The sequence below is a fragment of the Variovorax endophyticus genome (genome assembly GCF_025376855.1).
GTDB lineage: Bacteria > Pseudomonadota > Gammaproteobacteria > Burkholderiales > Burkholderiaceae_C > Variovorax.
On the sequence record NZ_JAHUTH010000011.1, the window covers coordinates 140054 to 157661 of the forward strand.

General features: G+C 68.6%; 18 protein-coding genes. 9 read left to right on the forward strand and 9 right to left on the reverse strand.

Annotated elements, in window-relative coordinates:
- Positions 1 to 8 precede the first annotated feature (8 nt).
- Genes KV106_RS16710 through KV106_RS16735 form a run of 6 tightly spaced genes read right to left on the reverse strand, consistent with a single transcriptional unit; the run spans position 9 to position 6410 of the window.
- The gene (locus KV106_RS16710) at positions 9 to 1163 is read right to left on the reverse strand and encodes a branched-chain amino acid ABC transporter permease (protein WP_261211169.1); all 1155 of its coding nucleotides are present in this window, start codon (positions 1161 to 1163) and stop codon (positions 9 to 11) included.
- Entirely contained in the window at positions 1160 to 2110 is a 951-nt protein-coding gene (locus KV106_RS16715) for a branched-chain amino acid ABC transporter permease (protein WP_261211170.1), read from the reverse strand. Before KV106_RS16715 ends, KV106_RS16710 begins: the two co-directional genes overlap by 4 nt.
- Complete coding sequence (locus KV106_RS16720; RefSeq protein WP_261211171.1) at positions 2107 to 3402, reverse strand: metal-dependent hydrolase family protein; 1296 nt, start codon at positions 3400 to 3402, stop codon at positions 2107 to 2109. Before KV106_RS16720 ends, KV106_RS16715 begins: the two co-directional genes overlap by 4 nt.
- Before the next feature lie 28 nt (positions 3403 to 3430).
- A complete protein-coding gene (locus KV106_RS16725; protein WP_261211172.1) occupies positions 3431 to 4738 on the reverse strand; it encodes a metal-dependent hydrolase family protein in 1308 nt (435 codons plus the stop codon).
- 2 nt (positions 4739 to 4740) lie between these two features.
- A complete protein-coding gene (locus KV106_RS16730) occupies positions 4741 to 5538 on the reverse strand; it encodes an alpha/beta fold hydrolase (protein ID WP_261211173.1) in 798 nt (265 codons plus the stop codon).
- Positions 5535 to 6410, reverse strand: coding sequence for a fumarylacetoacetate hydrolase family protein (locus KV106_RS16735; RefSeq protein ID WP_261211174.1), 876 nt, complete (start codon positions 6408 to 6410; stop codon positions 5535 to 5537). The genes KV106_RS16730 and KV106_RS16735 overlap by 4 nt, the downstream gene beginning before the upstream one ends.
- A 173-nt stretch (positions 6411 to 6583) precedes the next feature.
- Here KV106_RS16735 and KV106_RS16740 point away from each other — a divergent pair, with 173 nt between their 5' ends.
- From KV106_RS16740 to KV106_RS16750, 3 genes are all read left to right on the forward strand, one after another.
- A complete protein-coding gene (locus tag KV106_RS16740; RefSeq protein WP_261211175.1) occupies positions 6584 to 8125 on the forward strand; it encodes an alpha/beta hydrolase fold domain-containing protein in 1542 nt (513 codons plus the stop codon).
- Between the two features lie 142 nt (positions 8126 to 8267).
- Positions 8268 to 9293 carry an alpha/beta hydrolase gene (locus tag KV106_RS16745; RefSeq protein WP_057592692.1) on the forward strand — a complete coding sequence of 342 codons (1026 nt, stop codon included), beginning with the start codon at positions 8268 to 8270 and terminating at the stop codon, positions 9291 to 9293.
- Positions 9294 to 9325: 32 nt separating this feature from the next.
- Positions 9326 to 9712 (forward strand): response regulator, encoded by a 387-nt coding sequence (locus tag KV106_RS16750; RefSeq protein WP_057592693.1) that lies wholly within the window; start codon positions 9326 to 9328, stop codon positions 9710 to 9712.
- A gap of 16 nt (positions 9713 to 9728) precedes the next feature.
- Here the strand turns inward: KV106_RS16750 and KV106_RS16755 are convergent, their stop codons facing one another.
- Positions 9729 to 10832 carry an NAD(P)-dependent alcohol dehydrogenase gene (locus tag KV106_RS16755; RefSeq protein WP_261211176.1) on the reverse strand — a complete coding sequence of 368 codons (1104 nt, stop codon included), beginning with the start codon at positions 10830 to 10832 and terminating at the stop codon, positions 9729 to 9731.
- 59 nt (positions 10833 to 10891) lie between these two features.
- Positions 10892 to 12379, reverse strand: a complete 1488-nt coding sequence (locus tag KV106_RS16760; protein ID WP_261211178.1) for an aldehyde dehydrogenase family protein — start codon at positions 12377 to 12379, stop codon at positions 10892 to 10894.
- Positions 12380 to 12648: 269 nt separating this feature from the next.
- Here KV106_RS16760 and KV106_RS16765 point away from each other — a divergent pair, with 269 nt between their 5' ends.
- From KV106_RS16765 to KV106_RS16785, 5 genes are all read left to right on the forward strand, one after another.
- Positions 12649 to 13602, forward strand: a complete 954-nt coding sequence (locus KV106_RS16765) for an AraC family transcriptional regulator (protein ID WP_057598457.1) — start codon at positions 12649 to 12651, stop codon at positions 13600 to 13602.
- 56 nt (positions 13603 to 13658) lie between these two features.
- Positions 13659 to 14150, forward strand: coding sequence for a GNAT family N-acetyltransferase (locus tag KV106_RS16770; RefSeq protein ID WP_261211180.1), 492 nt, complete (start codon positions 13659 to 13661; stop codon positions 14148 to 14150).
- Positions 14151 to 14647: 497 nt separating this feature from the next.
- Positions 14648 to 14860 carry a hypothetical protein gene (locus KV106_RS16775; protein ID WP_261211181.1) on the forward strand — a complete coding sequence of 71 codons (213 nt, stop codon included), beginning with the start codon at positions 14648 to 14650 and terminating at the stop codon, positions 14858 to 14860.
- Positions 14857 to 15390: a DUF695 domain-containing protein gene (locus KV106_RS16780; RefSeq protein WP_261211182.1), complete on the forward strand. Its 534-nt coding sequence runs from the start codon at positions 14857 to 14859 to the stop codon at positions 15388 to 15390. Before KV106_RS16775 ends, KV106_RS16780 begins: the two co-directional genes overlap by 4 nt.
- A 64-nt stretch (positions 15391 to 15454) precedes the next feature.
- The gene (locus tag KV106_RS16785; protein WP_261211183.1) at positions 15455 to 15874 is read left to right on the forward strand and encodes a BLUF domain-containing protein; all 420 of its coding nucleotides are present in this window, start codon (positions 15455 to 15457) and stop codon (positions 15872 to 15874) included.
- Positions 15875 to 15912: 38 nt separating this feature from the next.
- Here the strand turns inward: KV106_RS16785 and KV106_RS16790 are convergent, their stop codons facing one another.
- The gene (locus KV106_RS16790; RefSeq protein ID WP_261211184.1) at positions 15913 to 16566 is read right to left on the reverse strand and encodes a hydrolase; all 654 of its coding nucleotides are present in this window, start codon (positions 16564 to 16566) and stop codon (positions 15913 to 15915) included.
- Between the two features lie 151 nt (positions 16567 to 16717).
- On the opposite strand from KV106_RS16790, the gene KV106_RS16795 reads away from it, so the two are divergent.
- A complete protein-coding gene (locus KV106_RS16795) occupies positions 16718 to 17599 on the forward strand; it encodes a LysR family transcriptional regulator (protein WP_261211185.1) in 882 nt (293 codons plus the stop codon).
- Positions 17600 to 17608 lie beyond the last annotated feature (9 nt).

Below are 17608 nucleotides of genomic sequence, written 5' to 3' on the forward strand. Positions count from 1 at the left end.
CCTTGTTGTCACTGGTGAATGCGGCCTGAGCCACGGGTGGGGAAAGGTGCGCCCAGGCGCGTGCGCAAGCGATGCCACAGGCCCAGCAGTCCGTCGGGGGAAAAGAGGACGATCGCGAGGAAGACCCCGCCGATCACGAGATTGAAGCGTTCGCGGTCGACCAGGTCGATGGCGAAGTTCTGCAGCAGCACGAAGACGATCGCGCCGATGAAGGCACCGATGGGGTGCTTCATGCCGCCGAGCACGGCGATGATGAGGATGTTGATCATCGCGCCGATGCCGAGCGTGCCGGGCGAGATGCGGCCGTTGTACCAGACCAGCAGCACGCCGCCGACCGCGGCCAGGAAGCCCGACACCGCATAGGCCGCGACCCGGTGCGCCGTGACGTCGAAGCCCAGCGCCTGCATGCGGCGCGGGTTATCGCGGATGCCCTGCAGCGCCACGCCGAAGGGCGCGCGGATCAGGTGCTTGATGAAGAAGTAGCCCGCCGCCGAGCAGCCCAGCGTGAGCAGGTAGAAGGGCACGGGCTCGCGCAGGTCGAGCCCGAACACGGTGGGCGCGGCCAGCTTGCTGAAACCCTGGAAGCCGTTGAACAGCGTGTAGTTCTGCTGCGCGAGGTAGAAGAAGGCCACGCCCACGGCCAGCGTGATCATGATGGTGTAGATGCCCTCGGTGCGCACCGAGAGCCAGCCCACCGCGGCCGAGAACAGCGTGGCCAGCGCCAGCGCGACGATCACCGCGAGCCACCAGGGCCAGCCCAGGCTGATCGCCGTGTTGCTGCTGCTGCCGACGATCGCGACCACGTAGGCCGCGAAGCCCGCCACCGTCATCTGCGCGAGCGAGACCATGCCGCCATAGCCGCCGAGGAAGGTCAGCGACAGCGCGATCAGGCCGAGCGCGAGCGACTGGGCGCCGATCTGGAAGGTGAAGAAGGGCGAGGCGACGAAGGGATAGACCAGCACCAGCAGCGCCACGACCAGATGGCGCCAGCGCACGGGGCGCAGCAGCCTGCCCAGCCAGCGCGGCAGCTCGCCATGGGCCGGCGGCGGCTCGGCGGGTTGCGATGGCGATGCGACCGCGCGCGGCAACGCGGTGACGCGCGCCTCTTGCGCGGGCATCGACCCGCCCGACTTCATGGCACGACGCCACTGTGCCGCGCTCATGCGGCTTTCCCCATCAGCCCGCGCGGCTTGAAGGCCAGCGCGACCACCATGATCACGAAGGTGAAGACCACGCTGTAGGTCGGCGCATAGGCCAGCCCGAACTGCTCGGCCAGCCCGATCAGCAGCGCGCCGATGGCGGCACCGACCACGCTGCCCATGCCGCCGACGATCACCACCACCAGCGAGGCCAGCAGGTAGCGCGTGTCCTCGCCCGGCGAGATCGACAGGGCCGTGCCGCCGACCACGCCGGCCAGGCCCGCGAGGCCGGCGCCGATGGCGAAGGTCAGCGCGAACACCAGCTGCACGTTGACGCCCGAGGCGGCCAGCATGCCGCGGTCGTCGACGCCGGCGCGGATCATCATGCCGATGCGCGTGCGCGCCAGCAGCAGCCACAGGCCCACGCCGATCAGCACCGAGGCCAGCAGCACCACCAGCCGGTAGGTCGGGAATTTCTCGACCAGCGGCAGCGTGGTCGAGCCGTAGATCCACGAGGGCGGATCGAAGGTGTAGATCTCGGCGCCCCAGATCCACAGCATCAGGTCGGCGAACACGATCGACAGGCCGATGGTCACCAGCGTCTGGCGCAGGTCCTGGCCCTGCATGTAGCGGAACACCAGCAGCTGCATCAGCAGGCCCAGCACCGCGGCCGCGAGGAAGCCCGCGATCACCGCGAGCACCCAGGAGCCGGTGTGCTCGCCGACGAACCAGCCCACGTAGGCGCCGAACAGGTAGAGCGAGCCGTGCGCGAGGTTCACGTTGCGCATCAGCCCGAACACCAGCGTGAAGCCGCTGGCCACGAGGAAGTAGAGCGAGGCCAGCGTGAGCCCGTTGAGCAGGGTCTTGAAGAACAGCGAGGCGTTGTCGGCCACGGCCCAGACCGCGAACACCGCGATCGGCACGCCGAGCACCAGCCACAGGGCCCAGCGCGTGAGTGCGGCGCGCGTCATGCCGCGCGCTCCCAGCCCCGGTCCCAGCCGCGCTCGGACGCGATCGCCGGTGCCTTGGCGAACTCGCCGTCCTTCATCACGGCCAGGATGCGCTTTGAATCGCGCAGGATCGAGAGGTTGGCCAGCGGATCGCCGTCGACCAGCATCAGGTCGGCGAGGTAGCCTTCCTTGACCAGGCCGAGGTCGTCGGGCCGCATCATGATCTGGCCGCCGTACAGCGTGGTCGAGCGGATCGCCTCCATCGGCGTGAAGCCCAGGTACTTGACGAAGAACTCGAGGTCGCGCGCGTTCTGCGTGTGCGGCGTGAAGGCGAAGCCGTAGTCGCCGCCGGGCAGCACGCGGATGCCGCGCTTGTGCATCTTGGCGAGCGAGACGCAGGCCGCGTCCCATTCGATCTGGTAGCCCATGTCGGCCGCCATCTGGTAGGTGACGCCATAGGGCTCGGCCTCGTGCAGCATGGCGTAGAGGATGGCGATGCCGGGCGCGACGAAGACGCGGTCCTTGGCGGCCTCGAGCATGTCGAGCGCTTCCTCGTCGACGAAGCTCGCGTGGTAGATCAGGTCGATGCCGTGGCGCAGCGCCTGCTTCACGCTCTCCGACGAGCGCGCATGCGCCACGCCGCGCTTGCCGCGGATCTTGACCTCGCGCATCGCGGCGGCCACCTCCTCGTCGAGCATCCAGGTCGTTTCCGAGGGCGACTGCGGCGTGAAGTTGTCGCCCGAGAGGTTGAGCTTGATCGAGTCGACGCCGTACTTGAGGAACAGCCGCACCGCCTTGCGCATCTCGTCGGCGCCCGAGATGTTCACGCCGAAGCTGAACTCGGGAAAGGGCAGGTGCGGCAGCGTCTCGTCGCCGAGGCCGCCGAGCACCGTGATCTCCTGGCTCGCCGCGAGGTAGCGCGGCCCGGGGATCTGGCCCGCGTTGATCGCGTTGCGGATCACCACGTCGAGCCGCGGCTTGGCGCAGGCCGCGCCCACGCAGGAGGTGAAGCCGGCCTCGAGGTAGCGCTTCGCGACCTTGGCGCACCACAGCACGTGCTCCTCGAGCGGCATGGTCTGGATCGCCGCGAGCGTGGCGGCGTCGTTCCACGAGAAGTGCGTGTGGGCCTCGCACATGCCGGGCATGAGCGTGGCGCCCGCGCCGTCGATCACGGTGGCGCCGCCGGGCGCGATCGGCGCGGTGCTGCGGCCCACCTGCCGGATGCGGTTGCCGCGCACCAGCACGCTGCCGCTGTAGGGGTTCTGCCCCGTGCCGTCGAGGATGCGCACGTTGGTGAAGACGACGTCGGCCATGCGGTGCTCCGGTCGGGATGCGGAAGGCCTAGGCGGCCCAGCGGGTGGGAGGGGCGACGCGCAGGCCCTGCGCCTGGCGCAGCGGCGGCGCGCGGTGGAACTCGCCGTCCTTCATGACGGCCAGGATGCGCGACTTGTCCTGCAGCACCGTGATGTCGGCCAGCGGATCGCCGTCCACGAGCAGGATGTCGGCCAGGTAGCCCTCGCGGATGTAGCCCAGCACCTTGCCCATGCGCATCATCGGACCGCCCCAGGCGGTGGCCGACAGCAGCGCCTCCATGGGGCTCATGCCCACGTACTTCACGAAGTACTCGAGGTCCTTGGCATTGGTGCCGTGCGGCGTCCAGGCGAAGCCGTAGTCGCCGCCGGGCAGGATGCGGATGCCGCGCTTGCGCATCGCGCGCATGCTCTCCACCGCGGCATCGAGCTCGCGGTGGTAGCCCATCTTCGTGGTGACTTCCTTCGTCAGGCCCCACTGGCTCGCGTGGTGGCAGGTGTTGATCAGCCACGCGAGGCCGGGCGCGATGAAGTGCTCCATCTTGTGCGCCTCGAGCAGGTCGAGCGCCTCGTTGTCGGTGAAGCTCGCGTGGTAGATCACCTCGATGCCGTGCTTCACGCACTGCTTGATCGACCAGGTGGAGCGCGCATGGGCGGCCACGCGCTTGCCCCAGGCCTTGGCCTCCTCCACGCAGACGCGGATCTCCTCCTCGGTGAACTGGCTCATCTCGCTGGGCATGCCGGTGATCGACTCGCCCGAGAGATTGATCTTGAGCGAATCGACGCCGTACTTGGCGAACATGCGCACGCAGCGGCGCATCTCCTCGGCGCCGCTGACCACCGCGCCGAAGGCGAACTCGGGCTGCGGCAGGTGCGGCTGCGTGGTGTCGCCGAGCCCGCCGGGCACGGTGATCTCCTGGCTCGCGGCCAGGTAGCGCGGACCGACGATGGTGCCGTCGTTGATGGCGTTGCGGATCACCACGTCGAGCCGCGGCTTGGCGGTGGCGGCACCCACGCAACTGGTCCAGCCCATGTCGAGGTAGCGCTTCGCGACCTCGGCGCACCACAGGATGTGCTCCTCGGGCGGCATGCGCTGGATCGCGTCGAGGCTGGGCTGGTCGTTCCACGAGAAATGCGTGTGGGCCTCGACCATGCCGGGCATCAGGAAGGCGCCCGCGCCGTCGATGACCTGGGCGCCATGCACGGGCGCGGAGCGCGCGCCGTGCGAAGTCTTCACGACGCGCGCGATGCGGTTGCCCTGCACCAGCACGTCGCCGGCGAAGGGCGCCTCGCCGCCGCCGTCGAAGATGCGGACGTTGGTGAACAGCACGTCGGCCACGGTCAGCTCCTCGCCTGCGCCGCCAGGAATTCGCGCAACTCGCGCTGGCACTCGTCGGGGCGCTCGACGGGTGTCCAATGGCCGCACTTCGGCAGTACCACCACGCGCTTGCTCGCGGCGCGGTGCAGCCGGTCGGCCATGGCGCGCACGGCCTGCGGCGGCGCCACGCCGTCCTCGTCGCCGGTCACCAGCAGCACCGCGGCCTCGATGTTCTCCACCGCCGCGGGCTGCGCGCCGGCCAGGGCCTCGCAACTGCGCGCATAGGCTTCGCCTTCCTGCCGCATCAGGCTCTCGCGCACGAAGGCCACCGCCACCGGCAGCCGCTGGCGCGTGTCGGCCGAGATCGCGCCCTGCAGCAGCGCCTGCGTGATCTCGTGCATGCCCACCGCGCCGCCGCGTGCCTTGTCTGCGCGGGCCTTCATCGCGGTGCGTGCGGCATCGGGCGGCGAGATCAGCGGGCCGAACAGCGCGAGGCTCGCCACGCACTTGGGATGCGCCGCGGCGATGTGCTGGCAGACGATGGTGCCCATCGAATGGCCGACCCAGTGAGCGCGCGTGATGCCCAGGCGTTCGCAGACCGAGAGCACGGTCTGGACATAGCGCTCGATCGTGAGCGGCCCTTCGGCGCGCTGCGAACGGCCGCTGCCCGGCAGGTCGATGCGCACCACGCGATGGCGCGCCAGCGCGGGCATCAGCGGCGTGTAGGTGTTCGAGCTGCCGCCCAGGCCATGCACGCAGACGACCACCGGGCCTTCGCCCTCGTCCTCCACCGCGATGCGGTCGATGAACTGGAAGCTCATGCGAGTGCCTCGAAGCGGTTCTCGATCACGCCGATGCCGTCGATCTCGATGCGCACCGTGTCGCCCCGGCCCAGCCATTGGGGCGGATTCAGGCCCATGCCCACACCCGAGGGCGTGCCGGTGGCGATCACGTCGCCCGGATGCAGCGTGATGCCGCGCGAGCAGGTCTCGATCAGCGTCGGGATGTCGAAGATCATGTCGCGCGTCAGGCCGTCCTGGCGCAGTGCGCCGTTGACCCAGCCGCGCACGCGCGTGGCGCGGCCGTCCATCTCGTCGGCCGTCACGATCCACGGGCCCATCGGGCAGAAGGTGTCGAAGCTCTTGCCGAAGTCCCACTGCTGGTGGCGCATCTGCACGTCGCGCGCCGTGACGTCGTTGACGATGGTGTAGCCGAACACGTGCTCCATCGCCTGCGAGCGCGGGATGTCGCGCCCGCCGCGGCCGATGATCACCGCGAGTTCGGATTCGTAGTCGATCTGCACCGACACCGAGGACCGCGGCAGCCGCACCGGATCGCGCGGACCGATCACGCATTCGCCGAGCTTGCCGAACACGATCGGCCACGGATCGCTCTCGGGCATGCTGCTGCGAAATACCGAGCCCGCGAGCTCGGCCGCATGCGCGCGGTAGTTGCGCCCGACGCAGAACAGGCCGCGCAGCGGGCGCGGCAGCGGGGCGCGCAGGGTGATCACCTCGACCGGCAGCCGCGTGCCCGAGGGTTGCGGCAGCGGCTCGTTGCGTGCCAGCGCCTCGATCAGCGGCAGCACGCCGCGCGAGGCGTCGCCCACCGCCAACGGCGTGGCTTCCCGGCCGTCGGCCGAGATCGTGCCCGCATGGTTGCGGCCACCCCAACTCCAGCTTGCGAAGCGCATCGACTTTGTCTCCATATGGCCCCGGGGTCGTCGCGCTGCGATCGCCCCGGTGGCTCCGGAAGTCATTCGGCATTTTTGAGACGTGAGTCTCAAATCTGGGTGCGCGGATCATACGAGCCGTGTCACCATCTCCACAAGACGACTTCCGCATTTCCCATCCCCGTACAAACCCGATGGCAAGACTCAAGCACACCCCGAGCGAGGCGCCGCGCGCGCCGGAACGCGGCGTTCGCGCCGCCACCTTCCGCCAGCTGCTGCAGGCCGCGATGGACATCATTCGATTGAAGGGCCACATCCCCTCGGTGGCCGAGGCGGCGGCGCATTCGAACGTGTCGCGCGCGACCGCCTACCGCTACTTCCCGAGCCGCAGCGCGCTCGTCACCGCGGTGGTCGACAGCTCGCTGGGCCCGGTGCGCCAGATGGCGTCGGACAACCCGAACGGCCGCGAGCGGCTGCACGAGCTGTTCTGCCAGACCTTCCCGCGCTTCAAGGAATTCGAGGCACCGATGCGCGCCGCGGCGCAGCTCTCGCTCGAGCAGTGGGGCCTCGAGCGCGCGGGCCTGCTGGCCGAGGAACCGTACCGGCGCGGCCATCGCGTGCGCATCCTCGAGCATGCGCTCGAGCCGATGTCGCCGCTCTTGAACCCGCGCATGCGCGACCGCTTGCACCATGCCCTCTCGATCGTCTACGGCATCGAGCCCTACGTGGTGCTCAAGGACATCTGGGGCCTCGAGGACCGCGAGGTCGAGCGCACCGCGCTGTGGATGGCCGATGCGCTGGTCGATGCGGCGCTGCGCGAGTCGGCGGCGAAGCGCGCGGCGGCCGAGACGGCGGCCGCGTCGACACCGCCGCCGGCGCCCGAATGGTTCGATGCGCAGTACAACAACCGTGCGCGCATTCCCGAACATCCGTCGATCCTGAAGTACTGGGCCGATGCGTCGGCGCAGGCGCTGCGGCGACCCGAATGGATTCGCGATCTGGCCTACGGCGACGACGAGAGCGAGCGGCTCGACATCCTGCCGGCCGCATCGGGTGCCGGGAAGGCGCCGGTCTTCGTCTACATCCATGGTGGCTACTGGCGCGCGCTCGACAAGCGTGACCATGCCTTCCTCGCGCCGCCGCTGGCCGATGCCGGCGCGACCTTCGTGCAGCTCAACTACGCGCTGTGCCCCGCGGTCGACATCGAGCACATCGCGCGGCAGATGGCGCGGGCGCTGGCCTGGGTGCATCGCAACATCGCTGCGCATGGCGGCGATCCCGCGCGCATCGTCGTCGCGGGCCATTCGGCCGGCGGCCATCTCGCCACCATGCTGCTGGCCTGCGACTGGCAACGGGTCGGGTCCGACCTGCCGCGCGACCTCGTCAAGGCGGCGCTGCCGATCTCGGGCGTCTACGAGCTCGAGCCCCTGCGGCACGCGCCTTTCCTCGCGGCCGACATCGGGCTGACCGAGGCTTCGGCGCTGCGGCTGAGCCCGGCCGCGATGCCCGCGCCGAAGCAGGGCACGCTGGTGACGGTGGTCGGCGGCGACGAGAGCGAGGAGTTTCATCGCCAGGCCGAGCTGATCGCCAAGGCCTGGGGCCGCCGCGTGGTGGTGGGCGCCGAGCGGCCCGCGAACCGCAACCACATGAGCGTGCTGGCCGATCTCGCGGACCCGGCATCGGGCACGCACCGGCAGGCGCTGGGCCTGCTCGGGCTCGCCGATCCGGCGCGCTGAATCCGACCCACGCGGGGCACGCGGCGGGGCGAGGGGTTTCGAAGCCTCACGCCCTCGCGCGCCCACGTCCGACAAGCCCCCCGGGGTGCTTGCGTCGTACAAGTTGCTCAACCTCTTCCCTCTTCAGCCCCAGGAGCAACCGGTGAGCGACGACAAGAAGCCCAACCCTCTTCTCAATGCGGTGTCCAACGTCGTGGCGGCGCTGCGCGCGGACGACGACCAGATCGCGGTGGCGAAGGCCCATGACGCGCTGGAGCCCCAGGCGATCGAGAAGCTCACGCCGCAGGAGGCGCGCCGTCAGCCCACGCCGGCCGATGCCGTGAAGAAGGTGCTCGAGCAGCAGAACCGTTCGGCCGTGCCCGAGGCGCTGGTGCCCGGCGTGACCACGCGCGAACTCACGGTCGATGGCGCCACCGGCCCGCTGGCGGCCACGCTCTACACGCCCGCGGGGCAGGGGCCCTTTCCCGTCGTCCTGTACTTCCATGGCGGCGGCTGGGTGATCGCGAACCGACAGGTGTACGACGGTGGCGCGCGCGGGCTCGCCGCGGCCGCGCAGGCGATGGTGCTGTCGGTCGACTACCGGCTCGCGCCCGAGCACAAGTTTCCGGCCGCGTGGGACGACGCGCTGGCGGCCTATCGTTGGCTGATCGAGAATGCGGCCTCGCTCGGCGGCGATGCTTCGCGCCTCGCGCTCGCGGGCGAATCGGCTGGCGGCAATCTCGCGGTGGCGACCGCGATCGCCGCGCGCGATGCCGGCCTCAGCGCGCCACGCCATGTGCTGTCGGTCTATCCCGTCACGCAGACCAGCCGCAACACCGAGTCCTACCTCGAGAACGCGATCGCCAAGCCGCTCAACCGCGCGATGATGGACTGGTTCTTCACCCATGTGACGCGCAGCGAGCAGGACCTCGACGACCCGCGGCTGTCGCTGGTCGATGCGCCGCTGGCCGGGCTGGCGCCCGTCACCATCGTCAATGCTCGGCTCGATCCGCTGCGCAGCGACGGCGCGCGGCTCGAGAGCGCGCTGATCGACGCGGGCGTGGAGATCGCGCGCAAGGAGTACGAAGGCGTGGCGCACGAGTTCTTCGGCGCCGCGGCGGTGCTCGAGAAGGCGCGGGACGCGCAGGCCTTCGCGGGCGAGCGGTTGCGCCGGTCGTTCGCGCTCTGAGGGCCAAGGGTCCACACGATGGCGAAAACACCATGAGCCTGAACGGTTACCTCGTAGAGGACAACCCCCTGATCCGCGACAGCCTGATCGCGACACTGGAAGAGCTCGCGCCCGTGCACATGGTGGGCACGGCCGAAACCCAGGCCGAGGCCGTGGCCTGGCTGCACGATGCCGACGGCCAATGGGATGTGGCCGTGGTCGATCTCTTCCTGCGCCACGGCACCGGCTTCGGCGTGCTCATGGGCTGCAAGGACCGCCTGCCGCGCCAGCGCATGGTGATCTTCTCGAACTTCGCGACGCCCGACATGCGCGAGCGCGCGATGCTGCTGGGCGCCGATGCGGTGTTCGACAAGTCCACGGAGATCGAGGGCCTGCTGCGCTTTCTCGAGGAGACGGAGCGGGCGGCGGATCGGACCTGAGGGTCGGGCGCGTCGTTCAGTCGGGAAAGCGCAGCACGGCCTTGATGGTCCGGCCCTGCTCGCCGTCTTCCACCGCCTCGTTGATCTGGTCGAAGGCATAGAACCGGATCAGCCTGTCGAAGGGGAAGCGCCCCTGCCGATACAGCTCGACCAGTTTGGGGATGAACAGGTCCGGCACCGAGTCGCCCTCGCAGATGCCGCGGATCTTGCGGCCCAGCAGAAGGCCCCAGGTGTCGAGGCCGATCTCGCTGCCGAATGCGGGCGCGCCGATCATGCCGCACTCGCCCATGATCTGGATCGAGTCGACGGCCTGGCGCAGGGCCGTGAGATTGCCCGAGGTCTCGAGCGAGAACTGGGTTCCGCCACCGCCGGTGATCTCCTGGATGCGCCGCACCGGGTCGGTGGTTCGCGGGTTGATCACATGGGTGGCGCCGAGCTCGAGCGCGAGCCGCAGGCGCGCCTCGTTCGGGTCGACGCAGATGCGGATCGCGCAGCCGGTCACGTTGGCCGCGAGCAGGGCCGAGAGGCCGACCGATCCCGCGCCGTAGATGGCAATGGAATCGCCGGCCTGCGGGCGCAGCGAATTGATGACCGCGCCCGCGCCGGTCTGCACGCCGCAGCCCAGCGGGCCCATGATCTCGAGCGGCACATCGGACGGGATCTTCACCACGCTGCGCTCGGTGCCCAGGGCGTAGGTCGCGAACGAGGACTGGTTGAAGAAGGCACCGTGCACGACGTCGCTGCCCTTGTGCATGGTGGGCGTTCCGTCCATGCGCGCGAAGCCGAAGTTGGCCTTGAAGAAGTGCCGGCAGTACATGGGCTTGCCGGTCTGGCAGGTGTCGCAGTGGCCGCAGGAGTTGCAGCTCATCACGACGTGATCGCCGGGCTGGAGCTTGCTCACGCGGCTGCCGACCTGCTCGACGATGCCCGCGCCCTCGTGGCCGTACACCGCGGGGAAGGGCGCGGGCACCACCTGGTCGCGGGGCAGGGTGTCGGTGTGGCAGACGCCGCAGCTCTTCATGCGGATGAGCACTTCGTCGTCGCGCGGCGGCTCCAGCTCGATGTCCTCGAGGGTGAACTTGCCACCCTTCTCGCGCATGACGGCGGCTGTGATCTGCATGGGATGACCTCTTCAGGTGATGGGGATGAGGGGAGGGCGAAGGGCTGCGTGTCGCGTGCTCAGGCCTTGGGTGCGAACCAGGGCGCGGCCACTCGCGTCTGGATCGTCACCGCCTTGAGGTGGGTGTACATGTTGAGCGTCTCGTGGCAGTACTCGCTGCCGATCCCGCTCTCCTTGAAGCCGCCGAAGGGCGAGCCGCTCGCGAGGTTGAAGTAGTGGTTGATCCACACCGAGCCGGCCTGCAGCCGTTCGGCCGTTTCCCAGGCGTTGCGCAGGTTGCTGGTGTAGAGGCCGGCGGCCAGGCCGTAGCGCACGCCGTTGGCCTCCTCGATCATCCGGTCGTGGTCCTTCCAGCGGATCACGCTGAGCACCGGGCCGAAGATCTCTTCCTGCGCGATGCGCATGTAGTTGTCGGCCTCGAACACCGTCGGCGCGATGAAATGGCCGTGGGCCTGCCCTTCGACGGCGATGCGCTGGCCGCCGGTCATCAGCCGCGCGCCTTCGGCCTTGCCGATGCCGATGTAGTTCATCACGCGCTCGCCCTGCTCGGGCGACACGAGGTTCGAGAGCACGGTGTCGGGCGCGAGCGCCGCTCCGACCTTGACGCGCTCCATCCCGGCGACGAGGCGGTCCATCACGGCGTCGTAGACCGCGTCGTGCACGAACAGCCGGGTGCCCGCGAGGCAGGACTGGCCGTTGCAGTACAGGGTCGCGAACATCGCGTTGTCGACCACCGCGTCGATGTCCTCGATGTCGGGAAAGATGATGTTCGGGCTCTTGCCGCCCAGTTCCAGCGACACGGGCACCAGCCGCTCGGCACCGGCGCGCGAGATGATCCGGCCGACCTCGCTGCTGCCCGTGAAGGCCAGCTTCGCCACGCCGGGGTGCGCGGTCAAGGCGGCGCCTGCTTCCTCGCCGAAGCCGGGCACGATGTTGATGACGCCCGGCGGAAAGATCTTCGCGATGTGCCTGCACAGCTCCAGCGTGCTGAGCGAAGCGTTCTCGTCGGGCTTCAGCACCACCGTGTTGCCGGCCGCGATCGCGGGTGCGATCTTGAAGGCCGCCATGATCGCGGGCACGTTCCACGGAATGATCTGGCCGCACACGCCGTAGGGCTCGCGGCGGGCGACCATGTAGCCGCCGGGAATCGGGCGGCCGAATCCCTCGTGCGTGATGGCCGCGGCCGCGAAGTAGCGGTACTGCGAGATCGCGAATTGATGGTCGAGGCCGGTCTCGAAGAGGCGCCGGCCGATGTCGACCGAATCGATGCGCGCGAGGCGCTGCTGATCGGCCTCCACGGCCGCCGCCAGTTTCAGCAGCAGGGCCGAGCGTTCCTCGGGCGCGGTGGCGCGCCAGGCCGGGAAGGCCTTGGCGGCGGCCTGCACGGCCGCATCGACCTCGGCCGCGCCGCAACGGGCAATGCGGGCGATCTGCTCGCCCGTGCCGGAATGCAGGGCCGCGAAGGTGGGGCCGTCGACCGGCTGGAACGCGTTGTCGATGAAGGCACCGTAGGTTTCGGAAAGACCGAGGTCTTGAATCGAGCTCATCAGGGGATTCAATCGAGCTCATCAGGGGATTCCTCTGCATGGATGGATGGAAGCGCGACCGGCCCGGTTGGCTCGGTCGGCTCGGCTGGCGCCAGTCTTGAGGAAGAAGCGGCGCGCCGCGATCCGGAATGCGAAGCGCTATCCGCGATGCGCAGGAAGAGGCCTCCGGGCGTTCCCGCATCGCGTTTCCATGCGGGGAACGCACCCCTAGAATGCTCGCGCGGCCGCGGTGCGCACGAGCCGCCACGCAGTCCGTGGAAGGGGCGACCATGCACTATCGAACCCATGATCTCGACGAAGCGATCCACGCCGTGGGCGCCGTGTACTGCCCGCACGAACTCCACCTGGATCGCCGGGCCAGGGCCCTGGACACGCGGTTGAGCGCGACCGAGGCACGGCCGCTGGCGCTGGTCCAGTTGGCCTACGGTGCGCGCGTGGAAGTCGACGCGGGCGAATTCCCCGGCCTGTTCCTGTTCATGCGCTGCACCGCCGGCGAAGGCACCGTCTCCCAGGGCAACCGCAGCGCCACCTGGCGGGCCGGCACGACGATCCCCGTGTCGGCCGGCCGGCCCACCCGTTTCGATTTCGGCGCCAGCTTCGAGCAGATCACCTTCCGGCCCGACACGGCCGCCTTGGAGGCTTGCTGCGCCAGCCTCGTCGGCCGTCCGCTCGACGATGGATTGAAGTTCGATCCGGTGCCGTTCACGTCGGCGCTCGAGCGTTCATGGTCCGGCGTGTGGGACCTGGTCGATACCCTGCCCGCGGCGCTGCCGGCGCCGGCCTATCGGTCGCTCGAGCAGTTCGTCCTCATGTCGCTGCTCCACGGGCATCCGCACAACTACACCGGCTGGATGCGCGGAGAGCGGCCGGCGTCGCGGCCGGCGCGCCTCGCGACCCTGGCCGAGTCGTTCATTCACGACCGCATCGCGGACCTGTCGCTGACGGTGTCCGACATCGCCGCTTCGCTGGGCGTCGGCGTGCGTGCCTTGCAGCTGGCGTTCCAGGCGCACCGCGGCATCACGCCGACGGCATACCTGCGGCGCATCCGTCTGGCGCAGGTGCGCGAGCGTTTGCTGGACGGGGAGGACGACGATACGGTGACCGACATCGCGTTCGCCCATGGCTTCTTTCACCTGAGCCGTCTCGCGCAGCAGTACAAGGCGCAATTCGGCGAGTCGCCTTCCGATACCTTGCGCGCGCGCCATCGCCGTTCGGCACGCTGAGCCGCCGCGCGAGTCCGTACCATGGCGGGTTCGCCATTCGCCTCGACCCGCTCTCCATGTCAGACCCCGTTTTCCGCCAAGCCCTTTCTTCCGATGCCGAACGCTGCTACGCGATCGAGATCGGTGCCTACGAAGGCGACGAGGCCGCCACCCTGGCCAAGATTCGCACCCGCATCGCGCAGTACCCGCAGGGCTTCCTCGTCATGGAACTCGAGGGGCAGGTCATCGGCTTCATCAACAGCGGATGCGCGCACGAGGTCGTGATGTCCGACGAGGCGTTCAAGGAACTGGTCGGCCACGACGCCGAGGCGCCCAACGTCGTGATCATGTCGGTGGTCATCGACCCGCTGTTCCAGGGGCGGGGATACGCCACCGTGATGATGAAGACCTTCGTCGAGCGGATGCGGCGGGCCGGCAAGCGCACGATCCACCTGATGTGCAAGGAGCGGCATGTGGATCTCTATGCGCGGCAGGGGTACATCTACGTGCGGCCTTCACCGTCGGACCATGGGGGGATGTCCTGGCACGAGATGGTGATGGCACTTTAGCGAGCGATATCGGCCCACTGAATTCCGGGGGGGGCGATCTCCGATGCCGTTCGGCCGTGCCCGGACCGCGATCCTGCGCTACGAGTTCGATCCGAACGCCTTCGCCCGAGATATACCGATGCGGCCGAAACTTCCCCGAAGCCTTGCTAGTCGCCGAACCAGAAAACCACCCAGAGGCCGACGGATCCATACACGACGAGCATGGCCATGGTGTCCGGTTGAAGAGCAAGGCGTGCTTGCTGCAAGCGAACACGAATCATCATGTCAACCCCTCTCTCCGCGGTCGCTCCCCTCGGTGAAGATTGCGCGAGGCTTGCAAATTCGTCAAGCCGGAAATTAGTTCGTGCCGGCATGACTGCCGAGCGAGATGGCGAGGTCAGGTAAGTCTCGAAAGAAGCCGCGTGTGCGGGGGCTGTGCAGACGATGCGGAATCGAGGGGGATCAACGAGCGCAAGGAGACGCGAAATGACGGTGTGGCAGTGATGAGGGAACACGAGGTGAAACGGCCGTCGATGCGCAGTTGGCGCTTTCGGCGTGCATCGTGGATGGTCATTGCGGCGACCCTGGGCCTGGGCGCCGGCGTGTGCCACGCGGACGGCCTGACCGACAAGGTGGTGCGGGCATTGCGAGTCGCGGGCCCCGAGATCGGCGTGACCGTCGTGACCGACAACGAGTTGAAGATCGGTTGGAAGGCGTTGCGAGCGCAATGAGCGGCGAGACGCAGCGGCATTCGCGGCGCCGTTGGCTGGCGTTCGCGTTCGGAGTCGGCGCAACGCTCATGCGTCCGGCCCAGCCGTGGGCACAACCACTCGCGGTCGAGCCATGGCTGATCGTCGAAGGAGAGACCGATGGCGGGAAGCGGGTCGTTGGCCGGATCCTGGATCGGGAGCCCGGCGACGACGAGCTGCGGTGCATGTCGCGTCTGCTGCGTGTGACCGTCGACTACGGTGGTGAAGACAGGGGGATGCCGACCGAGACCGAACTCGAGGCCTTGCGCAGGCTGGAGGACGAACTCTGTCTGGCGCTCGAAGAGGGACAGCGTTCCAAGCTGGTCATGGCCGAAGTCGGCGATGGTGTTCGGCTCTGGCTGATCTATGTCGACGACACGGTCGATGTCGAGGCTGCCATGCGCACGGCGAGTTCGAGAAGCGAGCTGATGTTCACGTTCTCGACCGTCCTCGATGTCGGGTGGGCTACCCACCTGAGAAAGCGAGCCCAGGTCGAGCCGCGTCGGGCGTGAAGATCCCATGGCAGCTCGCTCGGCTCGCGGTGCTGCTGTATTCCGCATGGCGTAGCATTCATAAATGCTAGTACGTTTGATCTACGCGAGCCGTGCGTCCTCGCCGCATCCCAGCGATCTCTCGAGCATCCTCCACACATCGCGCACCCGAAACCCGCGGTTCGGCATCACCGGCGCGCTGTGCTTCCTCGACGGCGCCTACATGCAGTACCTGGAGGGCGAGGAACGCGAGGTGCGCGCGCTCTATGCCGCGATCGAGCGCGACAGGCGCCACCAGTCGCCGCGCTTGCTGGAGCTCGTGGGCATCCCGGCGCGCTTCTTTCCGGCCTGGTCGATGGCGCTGCTGAAATGGGACAAGCGCCTCGAGACCCTCTTCCATGGCCTCGTCACGGGGCAGGTGCTCGATCTCTACGAAACGCCGGGCGCGGACGCGGCCGCCATCTTCCGCGCGCTGGCGAGGACGCCGAACTGGCGCACGGCATGACGCGCGGATGAAGGCCCTTCACGCCTTCCTATCCATCGTCATGCCGCGTCGGCGGGCACGGGGGTCTTGAGCAGCTGCTGCTCCCACAGGTAGGCGATGCCGCTGCCTCCCGCGTGCTGCGTGATCACCTGGGTCAATGCGGCGGCGCTGTCGGTGCGTGCCCAGTCCCGCTGCCATTCCGAGGCGACCGCGAGCCAGGTAAGCATGTTCGCGCCGGCCGCGATCATGCGCTGGATCGCGACATGGTGCGCCTCGACCGAGACGCCGCCGGACGCATCGGTGACCACGGTGACGTCCCAGCCTTCGCCGAGTGCCTGGATCGTCGGCATCGCGACGCAGACCTCGGTCCACAGGCCCGCGATGATCAGTTGCTTGCGCCCCGTGGCCTTGACCGCGTCGACCACCACCTTGTCCTGCCAGGTGTTGATGAAGGTGCGGTCGATGACCTCCTGCCCGGGAAAGACCTCGGTGAGTTGGGGAAAGAGCAGGCCGCCGCGCTCGGCGATCACGCTCGTCAGGATGGTGGGCACACCGAAGGCCTTGGCGGCCTTCGCGAGGCCGACGGTGTTGTTGATGACCATCTGCGGTTCGTGCGAGTTGAGGTTCGCGAGCTGGTAGGGCTGATGGTCGATCAGGACGAGGACCGAGTCTTCGGGACGAAGAAGCGAAGAGAGGCCGTTGCGAGAAGTCATGGCTGGTTCCTGTGTTGCCGCTGTTGCGGGAGGGGTTCGAGACGACGAGTCCGCTCGTGGCGATGTCGTCCGCAGGGAGTATTGCGAGCCATCTCTTCGCCCGGTAGTACCATCTTTCGGCGAACTGTGTCGCGATTGGAGGAACGCCAGCTTGGACATCGAGGACCTGCGTACATTCGTCGAAGTGGCCAGCGCGGGAGGGGTTTCACCGGCCGCCGTGCGGATGGGCATCTCCAAGTCGATGGTGAGCCGGCGGCTGCTTCGGCTCGAAGCGGAACTGGGCGTTCAACTGCTCGCGCGATCCACGCGCGGCGCCGCGCTCACGGAAGCGGGCAGCACCTTCCGCGACCATGCGGCCAAGGTCTGCATCGACATCGACACGGCCATGGAGACGATCCTGCCCGCGGGCGAGCTTCGCGGGCGCCTGAGGATCGCGGTGCCGTTGAGCTTCGGCCCGACCCACTTCGCGCCCATGCTCGCCGAGATGGCGAAGCGCCATCCCCAGCTCCACATCCAGACCTGCTACAGCGACAGATTCGTCGACCTCATCGCCGAAGGCTTCGACTGCGCGATCCGGGTCGGCTATCTCGAGGACTCCAACCTCATCGCGAGGAGCGTCGGCCCGATCTACGGCAAGCTCGTGGCGAGCCCGGACTACATCAACACGCACGGGTCGCCCGAGACGCCGGACGAACTCGGTGCCCATGAAGCGCTGATGCAGGGCACCGAGGCCTGGCAACTGAGGGATGGCGACCGGATCATCACGGTCCGACCGCAGGGACGATTCAAGGCCGACAACGGCACGGCACTGGTCGCGGCCGCGGTGGCGGGCCTCGGGATCGCCTATGTGCCGGACTGGCTCACGCATGAATACGTGGCCGCCGGCGCGCTGGTGCCGGTCATGACGCGCTATCCACCGCCGCCCGCGGGTGCGTACGTCATCCGGCCGCCGGGCCAGCATCCGGCCAGGAAGATACGCGTGCTGACCGACCTGTTGATCGAGCACTGCGAGCGGTTGTCGCACCCCGCGTGAACGAGTGCT

Excerpts from the sequence above, each read along its gene's own strand:
- KV106_RS16710 (WP_261211169.1), bottom strand. The coding sequence starts at position 1,163 with ATGAGCGCGGCACAGTGGCGTCGTGCCATGAAGTCGGGCGGGTCGATG.
- KV106_RS16715 (WP_261211170.1), bottom strand. The coding sequence starts at position 2,110 with ATGACGCGCGCCGCACTCACGCGCTGGGCCCTGTGGCTGGTGCTCGGC.
- KV106_RS16720 (WP_261211171.1), bottom strand. The coding sequence starts at position 3,402 with ATGGCCGACGTCGTCTTCACCAACGTGCGCATCCTCGACGGCACGGGG.
- KV106_RS16730 (WP_261211173.1), bottom strand. The coding sequence starts at position 5,538 with ATGAGCTTCCAGTTCATCGACCGCATCGCGGTGGAGGACGAGGGCGAA.
- KV106_RS16735 (WP_261211174.1), bottom strand. The coding sequence starts at position 6,410 with ATGCGCTTCGCAAGCTGGAGTTGGGGTGGCCGCAACCATGCGGGCACG.
- KV106_RS16740 (WP_261211175.1), top strand. The coding sequence starts at position 6,584 with ATGGCAAGACTCAAGCACACCCCGAGCGAGGCGCCGCGCGCGCCGGAA.
- KV106_RS16750 (WP_057592693.1), top strand. The coding sequence starts at position 9,326 with ATGAGCCTGAACGGTTACCTCGTAGAGGACAACCCCCTGATCCGCGAC.
- KV106_RS16755 (WP_261211176.1), bottom strand. The coding sequence starts at position 10,832 with ATGCAGATCACAGCCGCCGTCATGCGCGAGAAGGGTGGCAAGTTCACC.
- KV106_RS16760 (WP_261211178.1), bottom strand. The coding sequence starts at position 12,379 with ATGAGCTCGATTCAAGACCTCGGTCTTTCCGAAACCTACGGTGCCTTC.
- KV106_RS16765 (WP_057598457.1), top strand. The coding sequence starts at position 12,649 with ATGCACTATCGAACCCATGATCTCGACGAAGCGATCCACGCCGTGGGC.
- KV106_RS16770 (WP_261211180.1), top strand. The coding sequence starts at position 13,659 with ATGTCAGACCCCGTTTTCCGCCAAGCCCTTTCTTCCGATGCCGAACGC.
- KV106_RS16780 (WP_261211182.1), top strand. The coding sequence starts at position 14,857 with ATGAGCGGCGAGACGCAGCGGCATTCGCGGCGCCGTTGGCTGGCGTTC.
- KV106_RS16785 (WP_261211183.1), top strand. The coding sequence starts at position 15,455 with ATGCTAGTACGTTTGATCTACGCGAGCCGTGCGTCCTCGCCGCATCCC.
- KV106_RS16790 (WP_261211184.1), bottom strand. The coding sequence starts at position 16,566 with ATGACTTCTCGCAACGGCCTCTCTTCGCTTCTTCGTCCCGAAGACTCG.